A 15,019-nucleotide genomic window follows, 5' to 3' on the forward strand; every position below is an offset into this window, starting at 1 on the left:
TTGCGCGTGGGTTACTCGGTGACCACCATTTCCTCACTTTGGGTGCCCTGCGAATTGGAGGTGCAAACCCAGCCGTCTACCATCGGTCGTAGTAGGCGCACGTTCGGTGGCATTTTTCCGATCGGGTTGATCAGGCGTGCGCGTGGACGTCCAGGGTCGCCGCCGAGTGCGAACCCCCGTGCCGGTGGCGCGAAGGACAAGTGGCCGAGCGCCAGAGAACGACAGTCGGGCGAGGAGACGCAGTGCGAATTGGGCAGCAGCCGGGCGGACACGGTTTCGCCGGCGGCCCCGGATTCGGAGCAGACGACCAGGGTGAGTCCGCGCAGTCGGCTCCGGCATCGTCGGCTCCGCGCCGAGCGTTCGCACTCTTCCTCGCGTACGTCGCGCTGACGAAGCCCAGGGTCATCGAACTACTCCTGGTGACGACCATTCCCGCGATGCTTCTGGCCGACCGCGGTCACGTGAACCCGTGGTTGATTCTCACCACGCTCTTCGGCGGAATGCTGGCGGCAGCGAGCGCCAACACACTGAACATGGTGGTCGACGCCGATATCGACAAGGTGATGAAGCGCACCGAGAAGCGTCCGCTCGCCCGCGGTGCCATGCCGGTCTCGCATGCTCTGGTGTTCGGAATCGTGCTCGGCGTGTTCTCGTTCTTCTGGCTGTGGGCCACCACGAACCTGCTGAGCGGCGTGCTCGCCGTCGTGACCATCTGCTTCTACATCTTCGTCTACACCCTCGTCCTCAAGCGGCGTACCTCGCAGAACGTGGTGTGGGGTGGTGCCGCCGGATGCATGCCGGTGATGATCGGCTGGTCTGCCGTGACGGGCACCATCGGGTGGCAGGCGTTGGTGATGTTCCTGGTCATCTTCCTGTGGACTCCGCCGCACACGTGGGCACTGATGCTGCGGTACAAGGAGGACTACCAGGCGGCCAACGTGCCGATGCTGCCGGCAGTGGCCTCGGAAACCAAGGTGACCAAGCACATCGTGCTCTACGCATGGGCGACGGTGGCTGCCACGCTGGCCCTGGCACCGGGCTCGGGCGTCATCTATGCAGTCGTCGCGGTGGCCTCGGGAGCATGGTTCCTCGTCGTCGCTCATCGCCTCTATGCCGGAGTTCGAGCCGGAACTCCGGTCAAACCGCTGAAGTTGTTCATCCTGTCCAACGAGTACCTGGCCCTGGTGTTCTGCGGCCTTGCCGTGGACTCGGTGCTCGGCTGGCAGACGCTCGCCCAGATCTTCTCCTGAGCGAACGTCCGCCGAGAGCCGGATCAGGGAACCAGAACGATGGACCCGGTGGTCTTGCGGGACTCGAGATCGATGTGGGCCTGCGCCGCGTCCTCGAGTGCATAGCGCGCACCCACCTGGACCGTGAGCGCTCCACTCGCCATCGCTGCGAACACCTCACCGGCCCGCCACTCCAGCTCGGCTCGGTCCCGTATGTGGTGGGCGAGTGTCGGCCTGGTCAAGAACAGGGACCCTGCACCGTTGAGCCGCTGTGGATCGAGCGGCGGCACGGGACCGCTCGCGGCCCCGAACAGAGCCAGCGTCCCTCGGACTCGCAGTGACGCGAGACTTGCCTCGAACGTGTCGGCACCGACGCCGTCGTACACCGCATGCACGCCTTCGCCCGAGGTGATCTCGCGGACGCGGGCGGCGATGTCCTCGTCGTAGCGCAACACGTGGGCGGCACCGGCCTGCGTCGACCGGTCGGCCTTTGCATCCGTGGAGACCGTGGTGATCACGTTCACGCCCTTGGCCACCGCCATCTGCGTCAACATCAGTCCGACGCCACCTGCGCCTGCATGCACCAGGACGGTCTCACCAGGCTGGGCCGGGTAGGTGGATTCGATCAAATAGTGCGCCGTCATGCCCTGCAGCAGTGCCGAGGCGGCCTGATCGGCAGGAACGCCGTCGGGAACCGCGATGGCCGACGAGGCGTCGACCAGGACGTATTCGGCGTAGCTACCGGGTGCTGCGGCCCAGGCGACGCGATCTCCTGGAACGAAGTCGGTGACGTCCGAGCCGATCTGATCGATCACGCCGGACCCCTCGTCACCGGGAACGTAGGGCAACGCGCGCGGATACATGCCGCGGCGGAAGTAGGTGTCGATGTAGTTGATGCCGATGGCGTCCGTCCGGACCAGGAGCTGGGTAGGTCCTGGGGTCGGTACCGGAATATCGACCCCCTTCATGACCTCGGGTCCGCCGGTGTTGTCTATTCGAATCGCACGCATGAACTCCGTTCTACACGGACCGACCGCAGCGGCGCGTCCGGATTCGGTCGATGCATGTGCGCCGCCGAAGTTACCGATCAGTAACGACACCGTGGGCCGATGCAGGCGAGACGAACGAACTCGGTATCGTGTCGGCATGGCTACCGAAATCGACAGTGCGGGCATCGAGAAGAGTGAGTCGAACGAGGTTCCCAAGGGAACGCTCGCAGCGGTGAAGAGTTTCCTCGCCGATCATGGCAATTCTGCTCAGGTCGTGATTCAGCCCATAGGTCGCGCCGGAACCCGACTCACCATGGTCGGTGCCGACGGAGTGCTCGGTGACCAGGTGGTTGCCACCCACGGCATCGCTCGGGCGATCGTCGACGATCTCGATGAACTGACCGAGGCCGAATGGGATCGTGAGCTGGTCAGCTCCGTCAACCCAGCGCCAGGGCACTACGAGAAGATGGCCGGCTGGGTCGCCCGTCAGAAGAAGTTCCCGAAGGCCCGCAACCAAGCGATCGTCTGAGCGAAAAACCTTCCGAAATTTGTTCGATCGGACGGGAACCATCTCGGAACCCGGTGCGTCGAAGTCAGTGGAGGGGCAGTCGGCCATCTGAGGGGGAGGTCGGCTGCCCCTCCACCCTGTTCGAAGCCGCACCGCTCGTCACGAGTGGAGTGCGACGTCCTCGACGGTCTCGATCTCGTCCGTCGCTATCGGGCCACGAGTGCGGCAGGCAGCCCAGACGGCCGCAGTCGCAGCGGTGCAGGCACCCGCTCCGGCTACGTGAAACGCGACGAGCACTGCCGGAACGCCGGTGAAGTACTGCACCAGTCCGATCAGCGACTGAGCCAGCACCAACGCGATCAGAACGTGCAGGCGACGCTTGACCGCGCTCGGCGCACGCACCGCGTACAGCGCGAATCCCAGCCCGACCAACAGGGCCAGGTAGCCGACCAAGAACTGGGAATGAGCGTGAACAAGAGTCACGATCTCGATGCCGAGACGTGGCACTGGCTCTTCGATGCTCTTGTCGCCGGCGTGGGGGCCGGCCCCGGTCACCATCGTGCCCGCGATCAGCACGCCGGTCAGGGCGACTCCGGACAGCCCGACAAGAGCGCGCAGTGCAGCCGGGACAGTGGGAGTCGATTCGGATGCCGCGTCGCTCTCGCCCACCTTGGCGTAGAGCAGGGTGGCCAGCCAGACCATGGCCATCGAGACGACGAGATGAATGGCGACCGTCCACCAGAGCAGTCCCGTCAGGACGGTGAATCCGCCGATCACAGCCTGGACGACGGTGCCGAGCGGCATCAACCATGCAAAGAACAGCACCTCACGGCGTCGTCGAGCGCGCACGACTGCCAGTACTACCGCGGCAGCGGAAATGACGACGACGAACGCGAGCAGGCGGTTGCCGAACTCCACGGCCTGATGCAGCACCGGGACCTCGGATACACCGACCGGAGTGAAGCTACCGGGGAAGCATTGCGGCCACGTGGGACACCCGAGACCGGAGCCGGTCACTCGGACGACGGCACCGGTGACGGCGATACCGCCCTGGGTCACTATCGCGATGAACGCAAGAATTCGCTGCACACGAAGCGACGGGAGTGGCAGAAGGTCGACGACGCGCAAGAACGCTCTGTACAGCACCCCACGATGGTAAACGCCGATCAACTACACAGCGTCGTTGGGGCAACCTGCTGGTTCAGGTGAACTTGAACGTGCGGACGGCGAGAGTGCTGCACACCGCTGCCCACACGAGGAGCACGACCACACCGAAAACGTCGAAGGACGACGCGACGCCTCGGCTCAGCGCTTCTCCCAGCGCACCGGATGGGACGATGCGAGCAACGTTCTGCAGACCCTGGGGAATCTGGTCGTCGACGAAGACCGCACTACCGATGCCGAGCATCACGAACCAAGCGATGTTGGCCAGCGCCAACACGATTTCCGCCCGAAGAGTACCGCCGAGCAGCAATCCCATCGACGCGAACGTGACGGTGCCGAGGGCAATGATCACGGCACCGAGCAGTAGGCCCGTTGCCGCCGGCCGCCAACCGAGAGCGACGCCGATGGAGCCCAGCAGAATCGACTGCAGTATCACCACGATCACCACCGCAGCGGACTTGCCGCCGATGATGCCCCAGCGCGGAAGCGGCGTTGCACCGAGTCGCTTCAGCGCGCCGTAGCGGCGGTCGAAGCCGACCGCGATGGCTTGGCCGGTGAACGCCGTCGACATGATGGCCACCATCATCACGGCAGGGACCACCTGGGCGACCCGGTCGTCGCCCAGTGCGCCGAACGGCAGGAGTGTCAGGCCGATCAGCAACGTGATCGGAATGAACATCGTCAACAGCAACTGCTCGCCGTTGCGCAACAACAACTTCAGTTCCAGGCGCGTCTGCGCGAGTAGCATGCGCGCGGCCGAGGCCGGTTGCGGACGAGGCGCGAACAGACCTGTCTCGAATCGGTTGTCGGCGAGCCGGGCTTCTCTGCGCACCGTCACTTCCTCAATTCTCTACCGGTCAGCTCGAGGAACACGTCCTCGAGTCGGCGCTGATCGACCTGCAACTCGGTGGCCAGCACATCCTGCTGAGCACACCAGGACGTCACGATCACGAGGATCTGTGGCTCGATAACTCCCGAAACCACGTACGAGCCGGGTGTCGGTTCCGACGGTACGTACCCCGGGGGAAGTGCCGCGTCGAGCATGGACAATTCGAGACCCGGGGGAGCGGTGAAGCGTAGTTGGCCCTCGGCACCCTGCTTGGTCAGTTCGGACGGCGAACCCGAGGCCACGACGCGGCCGTTGTCGATGATCGTCAGCCGATCCGCCAACTGCTCGGCCTCGTCCATGAGGTGCGTCGTGAGCAGTACGCCGACACCGTCGCGTCTCAAGGCGTCGATGAGCTCCCACACCAGCAGTCGGGCCTGGGCGTCGAGCCCGGCCGTCGGTTCGTCGAGGAACACCAGTTCGGGTCGTCCGACGATGGCACAGGCCAGCGCGAGGCGCTGTTGCTGACCGCCGGACAAGCGACGGTAGGGCGTGCGCACGACCGACGTGAGACCGAGGCAGTCGAGCAGCCATGCCGGATCGAGGGGGTCTGCCGAGTACGACGCGACGAGTTGCAGCATCTCGCCGGCCTTCGAACCCGGATACGCCCCGCCGCCCTGCAACATGACGCCGATGCGCGGCCGCAGCTGTGCCGATTGTGCGATGGGGTCGAGTCCGAGGATGCGGACCGACCCGCTGTCCGGTTCGACGAATCCCTCGCACATCTCGACCGTGGTGGTCTTTCCGGCACCGTTCGGGCCGAGGAGCGCGAGGACCTCGCCGGGGCCGATGTTCAGACTCAGACCGTCCACGGCCTTGACGCCGTCGTAGGACTTTCGTACGTCGGTCAGTTGCACGACAGAGTGCGTCGCATTCGACGTCCCGGAGATCACGAGGACTCAGCGTATTCGTCGGCTCTGCGGTCGCGTTCCGGTGGTTGGCTGCGAGTGGGCCACGGCATCCGGTTTCGCGTGAGCAGGTAGAGCACCGCGACCGTCAGGATCGTCATCACCGCGGCCTGCACGATCTGGAACGGTTGGTATTCGCTGCCGTTCGGCATGAGAATCACGCTGACCAGAGCAGAGAAGGCGATGGCAGGTCGACGGAACGACGGTGTAGTGGCCCAGGCAGCAAGAGGAATCACGGCCCACAGCAGATACCACGGTTGGACCACCGGAAACAGCAGCACGACCGCGCCGAGCGCGACGCCGAGTGCGCCGACCGGGTGCAGTCGCCCACGCAGAACGGCGATCAGCATGCGAACGACGATGATGCCTGCGACGACGGCCGCAATCGGACGAGTGAGACCCAACACAGCGGTGGTGTGGTCACCGAGGCCGAGCAGCACTCCGACGAACCCGGTACCCAGGCCGAGGATCGTGGGGATCGACATCCAGCTGCGGACGACACCTGCGGTGCCCAGTGTGTTGATCCACCCGAATCCGAGCCCGCTACCCAGACTGACGGCGACTTGGACGGTGATGACGATCGCGCCGAGGAGAACCGCCACGTACACCACGGAACGTAAGGTGCCGCCCCATCGCTTCGACAGCGCCATTCCCACGAAGCCGAGTGCGATGAGCGACGGGATCTTGATCGTGGACGACAGTGCGATCAGTGCCGCTCCGCCGACGAGGAAGGCGACGTCGGTTCTTCGAAGCACTCCTGGACGTTCCACGGACCGCAGCGCGAACTCGGTGCCCGCAAGCATGAGTCCGATCATCAGGGCCTCGTTGTGGATGCCGGCAACCAGATGGAACAGCAGCAGCGGGTTCGCGGCCCCGAGCCAGAGAGCAGTGACAGAGGCCACGCCGCAACGCCGCGCCAGTCGTGGCAGCGCCCAGACGATCAACGCCACACCTGCCAGCGCAAGGAGACGGTGCAAGAAGATACTCGCCACGATGTTCTCGCCTGTGAGATAGGTGATGCCGCGACCCATCCAGAGGAAGAGGGGACCATAGGGTGCCGGCGTCAGGCGCCAGATGTTGGGAACCGTTCGGGTCAGCACGTTGTCCACACCCAGGGCGGTCTCCGGCCCTACCTCGTACGGGTCGAGTCCACGCGCGGTGATCTCGCTCTGAGCCAGGTACGAGTACACATCGCGCGAGAACATCGGTGGCGCAACGCACAGCGGGAGAATCCACAGCAGCAGCGTGCGGTCCATCTGGGAGCGCGTGAGCCGGCGCGGAGTCGCACCCGATCGAGTGCGCCCCAGGGCGAACCTGCCCAGCAACAACCATGCCAGCACCACGATGACCGTTCCGGTCATCGTCACCGTCAAGGCCGAGGTGGCCATGCGTGAGGGAAGGCTCAGGAACCGAACGCCTGCAATAGGGTTCTGCAGCACCGGCTGCGCTCCCGCGCCGAGGGCTCCGATGGTCATCAGCAGAGCGCCCGCAGCACCGAACCGGCGGATGTTGCGGAGCTGAGCCGTCTCCGCGGCATTCAGACCGGGCGCTTCTCGCTCGTCACCGTGCAGGGTGGCGACCACACCACCCGGAGGAGTGGGCTCGAGGCCGATGACCCGGCGGGCCGGTGCCACCACGTACCGGTCGAGGGTCTGTGTGACCGCCGTTCTCGGGCGCGTGGTCGTGCGAGCCGACGAATCGTCACCGCCTCCGAGACGTGAGCGCCCGGAACTCTGCTCACTGTCGGTCGATGGCACAGTGGGAGCGTAGCCGTGCGCCCATCCGGTGCCCGCACCGTCCTCCCGACTGCGCTGGGGCCGAGGATCGCGTCGGGCATAGGGCACCCTTGGTGGACCAGGCAAAACAATTCCGTCACACTGGTGTTGTGAAAACAACCGAAAGCACGTTCGCGCGTCCGGGGAGTGTCGATTCCTCGACCGCCGGCGCAGGCGCGCCGTCGGTTCGACAGGCCTCGCTCCCCGAAGGACAGACCAGGGGTGCGGTGGTCACTCTACTGCTGGAAGAGGGCCCCATCACGGCCTCCGACATCGGGACGCGGCTGGGATTGAGCGCGGCAGGGGTCCGACGTCATCTCGATGCGCTCATCGACGCCGGCGAGGCTCGCATCACCACTCCGGCAGGAGCGCGTCAGCGTGGCCGCGGCCGACCGGCCAAGTACTTTCAGCTCACGGCCGCCGGACGTAACCGTCTCGGTCACACCTACGACGATCTCGCGGGTGCCGCGATGCGTCAGCTGCGCAAGATCGGCGGGGATGTGGCCATCGAGACGTTCGCTCGCCAACGCGTCAACACCATCGTGGCCGACGTCGAACCTGCGACAGGCTCCGACGCACGCGCCGTGGAGGACGCGGCAGACCGAATCGCCGACGCATTCAGCGCGGCCGGGTTCTCCGCGACCACCCGTCAGGTCGGCAATGGCGTGCAGATCTGCCAGCACCACTGCCCGGTATCGCACGTCGCCTCGGAGTTTCCGGAGCTGTGCGAGGCGGAACAGTCCGCGTTCGCCGAGATCCTCGGCACGCACGTCCAGCGTTTGGCGACCATTGCCAACGGCAATTGCGCCTGCACGACGCATGTACCGCTGTCACCGACGCGGTACTCGAACACCGATAGTTCCGACAAGAAGACTTCCGACGCGCAGCCCCGTGTCGGAGAACGCCCGAGCCTCCGGAAGGAGCCCGCATGACCGTCACACCAGACCAGGTGACACCCACCGCGCCGCTGACCCAGGACGAGACCATCGCCTCGCTCGGCACGTACGGATACGGCTGGGCCGACTCGGACGTAGCCGGTGAAAGCGCCAAGCGAGGTCTCTCCGAGGCCGTCGTTCGAGACATCTCGCAGAAGAAGAGCGAGCCCGAGTGGATGCTCGAGGCGCGTCTCAAGGCGCTCAAGACCTTCGAGCGCAAGCCGATGCCGAACTGGGGCTCCAACCTCGACGGCATCGACTTCGACAACATCAAGTACTTCGTACGTTCCAGCGAGAAGCAGGCTGCGACGTGGGAGGACCTGCCCGAGGACATCAAGAACACGTACGACAAGCTCGGCATCCCCGAGGCGGAGAAGCAGCGCCTCGTTTCCGGTGTCGCTGCCCAGTACGAGTCCGAGGTGGTCTACCACTCGATCCGTGAGGATCTCGAGGCGCAGGGAGTGTTGTTCCTCGACACCGACACCGCACTCAAGGAGCAGCCGGAGCTGTTCCGCGAGTACTTCGGCACCGTCATCCCCGCAGGCGACAACAAGTTCTCCGCACTGAACACCGCTGTGTGGTCCGGTGGATCGTTCATCTACATCCCGCCGGGCGTCCACGTGGACATCCCGCTGCAGGCCTACTTCCGGATCAACACCGAGAACATGGGTCAGTTCGAGCGCACGCTGATCATCGTCGACGAGGGTGCATACGTGCACTACGTCGAGGGCTGCACCGCCCCGATCTACAAGTCGGATTCGCTGCACTCGGCTGTTGTCGAGATCATCGTCAAGAAGGGTGGTCGTTGCCGCTACACGACCATCCAGAACTGGTCGAACAACGTCTACAACCTCGTCACCAAGCGCGCCAAAGCCGAGGCAGGCGCGACGATGGAGTGGGTCGACGGCAACATCGGCTCCAAGGTCACCATGAAGTACCCGGCCGTCTGGATGACCGGTGAATACGCCAAGGGTGAGGTTCTCTCGGTCGCGTTCGCAGGCCCGGACCAGCACCAGGACACCGGCTCGAAGATGCTGCACCTGGCACCGCATACGTCGTCGAACATCGTCAGCAAGTCTGTCGCCCGTGGTGGTGGCCGGACGTCCTACCGTGGTCTGATCCAGATCAACAAGGGTGCGCACGGTTCGCGCTCGACGGTCAAGTGCGACGCGTTGCTCGTCGACACGATCAGTCGCTCGGACACGTACCCCTACGTCGACATTCGCGAAGACGACGTGTCCATGGGACACGAGGCCACCGTCTCGAAGGTCAGTGACGATCAGCTGTTCTACCTGATGAGCCGCGGCATGACCGAGGACGAAGCGATGGCTATGGTCGTCCGCGGATTCGTCGAGCCGATCGCTCGCGAACTGCCGATGGAATACGCGCTCGAGCTCAACCGGCTCATCGAGTTGCAGATGGAAGGGTCGGTCGGATAAGTGAACAACCCCCTCACCGGAGTGATGGGTGCCGTGGCATCCGAGAACCCCGATTCCGCCAAGGAAGACAAGTCGAAGCTCGTCGCCAACAAGGGCGCTCAGTTCACGTCGTACGACGTGAACGCGTTCGAGGTGCCGTCGGGCCGCGACGAACTGTGGCGCTTCACGCCGCTGCGTCGCCTTCGCGGCTTGCACGACGGTTCGGCAGTCGCCGCCGGGGCCGCACAGGTCACCGTCGGCGCGCCGGACTCGGTAACTGTGGAGACCGTGGGCCGCGACGACGAACGACTGGGCAAGGCCGGAGTTCCGGCCGATCGCATCGCGGCTCAGGCGTTCTCGGCGTTCACCGAGGCCACGGTCGTCACCGTGCCGAACGAAGTCGAGGTTGCGGAGCCGATCGAGATCACCATCGACGGACCCGGCGTCGATCACATCGCCTACGGACATGTGCAGGTTCGACTCGGCACGTTCGCTTGTGCAACCGTCGTCATCGATCAGCGCGGTAGCGGCACGTACGCCGAGAACGTCGAGTTCGTTCTGGGCGACAGCTCGCAGTTGCACGTCGTGTTGATCCAGGACTGGCAGTCCGACGCCGTACACGTGGCCGCGCATCACGCGCTGCTGGGACGCGACGCCGTGCTGCGGCACTACAACGTCAGCCTCGGCGGCGATCTGGTCCGTATCAGCCCGACAGTGCGCTACAGCGCGCCCGGCGGCGACGCGAACCTGCTCGGTGTGTACTTCGCCGACGCCGGCCAGCATCTCGAGCAGCGACTGCTCGTCGACCACTCGGCACCGCACTGCAAGTCGAACGTCATGTACAAGGGTGCGCTGCAAGGCGAAGTCGGTCCGGGCAAGCACGATGCGCACACGGTGTGGATCGGTGACGTGCTCATCCGCGCGGAAGCCGAGGGCACCGAGACGTACGAGCTGAACCGAAACCTGGTGCTCACCGACGGCGCTCGCGCCGACTCGGTGCCGAACCTGGAAATCGAAACCGGCGAAATCGTCGGAGCCGGGCATGCCAGTGCGACCGGCCGCTTCGACGACGAGCAGCTGTTCTACCTGCGTGCTCGCGGCATCTCGGAGGAGGTGGCCCGGCGACTGGTCGTTCGCGGCTTCTTCCACGAAATCATCGACAAGATTCCGGTCCCCGCTGTACGCGAGCGTCTCGACGCCGCCATCGAGGCCGAACTCGCCGTCGCCGGCGCGTAGGTCCACCCGAACTCCTCTCGACTGCACAAAGGAACTTTGATGTCCACACTCGAAATCCGCGACCTGCATGTCAGCGTCGCCAACACCGACTCGTCCGCCGAGCCGATCAACATCCTCAAGGGTGTCGATCTCACCGTGAAGTCCGGCGAGACGCACGCGATCATGGGGCCCAACGGTTCCGGCAAGTCCACGCTGTCCTACGCCATTGCAGGCCATCCGAAGTACACCGTGACCTCGGGCACCATCACCCTCGACGGTGAAGACGTGCTCGAGATGAGCGTCGACGAGCGAGCTCGCGCCGGCCTGTTCCTGGCGATGCAGTACCCGGTGGAGGTGCCAGGAGTCTCGATGTCGAACTTCCTGCGCACCGCCGCCACCGCAGTGCGCGGCGAAGCGCCGAAGCTGCGGCACTGGGTCAAGGAAGCCAAGACCGCCATGAGCGAGCTGGAGATCGAGGCCAACTTCCTCGAGCGCAACGTCAACGAAGGTTTCTCCGGTGGCGAGAAGAAGCGTCACGAGATCCTTCAGCTGGGACTGCTCAAGCCGAAGATCGCCATTCTCGACGAGACCGACTCCGGCCTCGACGTCGATGCGCTGCGAGTGGTGTCCGAGGGCGTCAACAAGTACAAGGAACGCGAAGACGGTGGAGTGCTGCTGATCACGCACTACACCCGCATCCTGCGCTACATCAAGCCTGATTTCGTGCACGTCTTCGTCAACGGTGAGATCGTGAAGTCCGGCGGTGCCGAGCTGGCCGACGAACTCGAAGCCAACGGATACGCCGGCTACACGCAGGCCGCGACCACCGGAGCATGAGTATGGCTGCACCGGCAGCTGCGGCGGTGGCGGCATCGTTCGATGTCGCCACGGTTCGCCGTGATTTCCCCATCCTCTCGCGCACCGTCCGTGACGGAAAGCCGTTGGTGTACCTCGATTCCGGTGCAACCTCGCAGCGGCCGGTGCAGGTACTCGATGCCGAACGCGAATTCCTCACCACGTGCAATGCCGCAGTGCATCGCGGGGCGCATCAGCTGGCCGAGGAGGCCACCGACGCGTACGAGGGTGCCAGGGCGGCCATCGCGTCGTTCGTCGGGGCAGATGTCGACGAGATCGTGTTCACCAAGAACGCGACCGAATCGCTCAACCTCGTGACGTACGTGCTTGCCGATCAGCGATTCGATCGCCATCTCGGTCCCGGCGACGAGATCGTCGTCACCGAACTCGAGCATCACGCCAATCTCGTTCCGTGGCAGGAGCTCGCAGCTCGAACCGGAGCCACGCTGCGCTGGTACGGCATCACCGACGATGGACGAATCGACCTCGATTCGCTCGAATTGTCCTCGGCCGTCAAGGTTCTCGCATTCACGCACCAGTCCAATGTGACCGGTGCCGTTGCTCCGGTCGAGGAATTGGTGCGTCGGGCCAGGGCTGTGGGCGCGCTCGTCGTTCTCGACGCGTGCCAGTCGGTGCCGCACATGAAGGTCGACTTCCATGCCCTCGATGTCGACTACGCCGCGTTCTCCGGGCACAAGATGCTCGGCCCCTCCGGCGTGGGCGTGCTGTACGGCAAGGCTGCACTCCTGAATGCGATGCCTCCCTTCATCACCGGCGGGTCGATGATCGAGACGGTCACCATGGAGAAGACGACATTCGCCGCGCCTCCGCAACGATTCGAGGCCGGGGTGCCGATGACCTCGCAGGTCGTCGGACTGGGCGCAGCTGTGCGGTATCTGGAGAACATCGGTATCGACGTCATCGCCGCGCACGAGAAGGCTTTGGTCGCAGCGACTCTCGCCGAGTTCGCGAAGATCGACGGGGTGCGCGTGATCGGCCCGACAGAGAACGTCGACCGTGGTTCTGCGGTGTCGTTCGTCGTCGACGGTATCCACGCCCACGACCTCGGTCAGATCCTGGACGACGAGGGTGTCGCCATTCGCGTCGGGCATCACTGCGCATGGCCGCTGCACCGCCGGTTCGGCGTCGCTGCGACCGCACGTGCATCGTTCGCCCTGTACAACACGCTCGACGAGGTGCAGGTGCTCGCTCAGGCGATCCGCCGTGCGCAATCGTTCTTCGGTACCGCTCGTGCCGATGAGGGAGGGCAGCTGTAGATGCGTATGGAACAGATGTACCAGGAAGTGATCCTCGATCACTACAAGCACCCGCACGGCCGCGGACTACGCGAGCCGTTCGGCGCGGAGGTACACCACGTCAACCCCACGTGCGGCGACGAGGTCACTCTGCGGGTTCACGTGGATAACGGCACCGTTGCGGACGTCTCGTACGACGGCCAGGGCTGCTCGATCAGTCAGGCAGCAACATCGGTGCTCACCGATCAGGTCGTCGGCCTGAGCGTGGTCGATGCGCTGAAGACGGTCGACGCGTTCAGCGACATGGTCGGCAGCCGAGGTACCGTCGAAGGTGACGAGGACGTCATCGGTGACGGAATAGCGTTCGCCGGTGTGGCCAAGTATCCGGCTCGCGTGAAGTGCGCATTGCTGGGTTGGATGGCTTTCAAGGACGCGGTTGTTCAAGTAGTGGACGCAGATTCGACAGCTACGACGGGCGGGACAGCCCAGTCGGCACTTTCCGGAGGACAGCAATCATGACCGAAGCAACAGAGACGACTCCAGCCGTGACCCCGACGCCGGTGGAACTGACCGCCGAAGAGATCAAGGTGCTCGAGGACCTCGAAGAAGCGATGCGCGACGTCGTCGACCCCGAGCTCGGAATCAACGTCGTCGACCTGGGCCTGGTCTACGACATCAAGATCGATGCGGACGATATCGTCACGGTCGACATGACGCTGACCTCGGCGGCGTGCCCGTTGACCGATGTCATCGAGGATCAGGCCCGCGGCGCGCTCGTGCGCAGCGGACTGGCTGCCGACCTGAAGATCAACTGGGTCTGGATGCCGCCGTGGGGCCCGGACAAGATCACCGACGACGGCCGCGAGCAGCTCAGGGCCCTCGGATTCACCGTCTGATCCACAGCCGAGTCGGCTCCCTCAAGCACCCTTCGCCTCGTCGTCCTTCGATTCGGCGGACTTGGCGGCGGTCGACTTCTTGGCAGCTGCCTTCTTGGCCGGGGCCTTCTTCGCAGCTGCTTTCTTGGCCGGTGCTTTTTTCGCTGGAGCCGATGTGGCAGACCCCGACTTCGCGTTCTTGCCCGCCGCCTCGACACTGCGCTGCAGAGCTGCAACCAGATCGACGACCTCGGCGTCCTCACCCTCGTCGTCCTTCTCGGCCTCGGTGTGGATGACCTTTTCGCCGCCGTTGGCGAGGGTCTCGTCGATCAGCTTGCGCAGTTCGATCTGATAGTCGTCGGTGTACTCGGTGGGGTCGAACTCCGAGGACATGCTCTCCACCAGCGACGTGGCCATCTTCACCTCTTGCGGACGTGCTGACGGTGCATCCTCGAGCGAGGGGAACTCGGCTGCCCTGACCTCGTCCGGCCACAGCAATGTCTGAATCACCAACACGTCGTCACGCACCCGCAACGCAGCCAATCGGGTCTTCTGCCTCAGCGTGAAATGAACGAGCGCAGTGCGTTCGGTTTCTTCCAACGTCTCTCGCAGCAGAACGTACGCCTTCGGTGACGCCGAGTCCGGCTCGAGGAAGTAGCTCTTGTCGTAGAGAATCGGGTCGATCTGCTCGGTCGGTACGAATTCGAGAACCGGAATCTCGTGCTTCTCGGCCGCCGGGAGTTTGTCGAAGTCGTCGTCGGTCAAGATCACGCGTTCGCCGTCGGGGGAGTCGTAGGCCTTGTCGATATCGGCGAACTGCACCGACTTGCCGCATTCCTGACAGATGCGGTCGTACTTGATCCGACCGCCGTCCTTCGCGTGCACTTGATGGAACCGAATGTCGTGCTGCTCGGTGGCCGAGTAGACCTTCACCGGGACGTTGACCAGTCCGAAGGCAATCGAGCCCTTCCAAATGCTGCGCATGTGTCCATGATCGCCGACCGGG

Annotated in this window: 14 protein-coding genes and 1 pseudogene; 9 read left to right on the forward strand and 6 right to left on the reverse strand. The window is 64.6% G+C overall.

Annotated features, from left to right (window positions below; translation table 11 throughout):
- Positions 1–332 precede the first annotated feature (332 nt).
- A pseudogene (locus CH275_RS00385) lies at positions 333–1,250 on the forward strand (heme o synthase); the annotation flags it as partial.
- A 23-nt stretch (positions 1,251–1,273) separates the two neighbouring features.
- On the opposite strand, the gene CH275_RS00390 reads toward CH275_RS00385, so the two are convergent.
- A complete protein-coding gene (locus CH275_RS00390; RefSeq protein ID WP_094674585.1) occupies positions 1,274–2,239 on the reverse strand; it encodes a quinone oxidoreductase family protein in 966 nt (321 codons plus the stop codon).
- Between the two features lie 136 nt (positions 2,240–2,375).
- Here CH275_RS00390 and CH275_RS00395 point away from each other — a divergent pair, with 136 nt between their 5' ends.
- Positions 2,376–2,747 (forward strand): hypothetical protein, encoded by a 372-nt coding sequence (locus tag CH275_RS00395; protein WP_094674184.1) that lies wholly within the window; start codon positions 2,376–2,378, stop codon positions 2,745–2,747.
- A gap of 138 nt (positions 2,748–2,885) precedes the next feature.
- Here CH275_RS00395 and CH275_RS00400 read toward each other — a convergent pair whose 3' ends face one another.
- The 4 genes from CH275_RS00400 to mptB are packed head-to-tail and all read right to left on the reverse strand — an operon-like array spanning position 2,886 to position 7,321.
- The gene (locus CH275_RS00400; protein ID WP_094674186.1) at positions 2,886–3,872 is read right to left on the reverse strand and encodes a COX15/CtaA family protein; all 987 of its coding nucleotides are present in this window, start codon (positions 3,870–3,872) and stop codon (positions 2,886–2,888) included.
- A 55-nt stretch (positions 3,873–3,927) separates the two neighbouring features.
- The gene (locus tag CH275_RS00405) at positions 3,928–4,722 is read right to left on the reverse strand and encodes an ABC transporter permease (RefSeq protein WP_373453658.1); all 795 of its coding nucleotides are present in this window, start codon (positions 4,720–4,722) and stop codon (positions 3,928–3,930) included.
- A 2-nt stretch (positions 4,723–4,724) separates the two neighbouring features.
- Positions 4,725–5,669, reverse strand: coding sequence for an ABC transporter ATP-binding protein (locus tag CH275_RS00410; RefSeq protein WP_373453652.1), 945 nt, complete (start codon positions 5,667–5,669; stop codon positions 4,725–4,727).
- On the reverse strand, positions 5,666–7,321 hold the full coding sequence (mptB, locus tag CH275_RS00415) for a polyprenol phosphomannose-dependent alpha 1,6 mannosyltransferase MptB (RefSeq protein WP_373453659.1): 1,656 nt from the start codon (positions 7,319–7,321) through the stop codon (positions 5,666–5,668). Before mptB ends, CH275_RS00410 begins: the two co-directional genes overlap by 4 nt.
- Before the next feature lie 365 nt (positions 7,322–7,686).
- Here mptB and CH275_RS00420 point away from each other — a divergent pair, with 365 nt between their 5' ends.
- Genes CH275_RS00420 through CH275_RS00450 form a run of 7 tightly spaced genes read left to right on the forward strand, consistent with a single transcriptional unit; the run spans position 7,687 to position 14,034 of the window.
- Complete coding sequence (locus CH275_RS00420) at positions 7,687–8,391, forward strand: helix-turn-helix transcriptional regulator (RefSeq protein WP_373453660.1); 705 nt, start codon at positions 7,687–7,689, stop codon at positions 8,389–8,391.
- Entirely contained in the window at positions 8,388–9,833 is a 1,446-nt protein-coding gene (gene sufB, locus CH275_RS00425) for a Fe-S cluster assembly protein SufB (protein ID WP_032377835.1), read from the forward strand. The genes CH275_RS00420 and sufB overlap by 4 nt, the downstream gene beginning before the upstream one ends.
- 24 nt (positions 9,834–9,857) lie before the next feature.
- Positions 9,858–11,048, forward strand: coding sequence for a Fe-S cluster assembly protein SufD (gene sufD / locus CH275_RS00430; protein WP_094674591.1), 1,191 nt, complete (start codon positions 9,858–9,860; stop codon positions 11,046–11,048).
- 39 nt (positions 11,049–11,087) lie between these two features.
- The gene (sufC, locus tag CH275_RS00435) at positions 11,088–11,864 is read left to right on the forward strand and encodes a Fe-S cluster assembly ATPase SufC (RefSeq protein ID WP_032403380.1); all 777 of its coding nucleotides are present in this window, start codon (positions 11,088–11,090) and stop codon (positions 11,862–11,864) included.
- A gap of 2 nt (positions 11,865–11,866) precedes the next feature.
- Positions 11,867–13,159 (forward strand): cysteine desulfurase, encoded by a 1,293-nt coding sequence (locus CH275_RS00440; protein WP_094674192.1) that lies wholly within the window; start codon positions 11,867–11,869, stop codon positions 13,157–13,159.
- Positions 13,160–13,657: a Fe-S cluster assembly sulfur transfer protein SufU gene (sufU, locus tag CH275_RS00445; RefSeq protein WP_032377839.1), complete on the forward strand. Its 498-nt coding sequence runs from the start codon at positions 13,160–13,162 to the stop codon at positions 13,655–13,657.
- Positions 13,654–14,034, forward strand: coding sequence for a metal-sulfur cluster assembly factor (locus CH275_RS00450; RefSeq protein WP_094674194.1), 381 nt, complete (start codon positions 13,654–13,656; stop codon positions 14,032–14,034). Before sufU ends, CH275_RS00450 begins: the two co-directional genes overlap by 4 nt.
- A gap of 21 nt (positions 14,035–14,055) precedes the next feature.
- On the opposite strand, the gene ku is transcribed toward CH275_RS00450, so the two are convergent.
- Complete coding sequence (gene ku / locus CH275_RS00455) at positions 14,056–14,997, reverse strand: non-homologous end joining protein Ku (protein WP_094674196.1); 942 nt, start codon at positions 14,995–14,997, stop codon at positions 14,056–14,058.
- Between the last annotated feature and the right edge of the window lie 22 nt (positions 14,998–15,019).

The organism is Rhodococcus sp. 06-235-1A (assembly GCF_002258785.1).
In the GTDB taxonomy this organism is placed as follows: domain Bacteria; phylum Actinomycetota; class Actinomycetes; order Mycobacteriales; family Mycobacteriaceae; genus Rhodococcoides.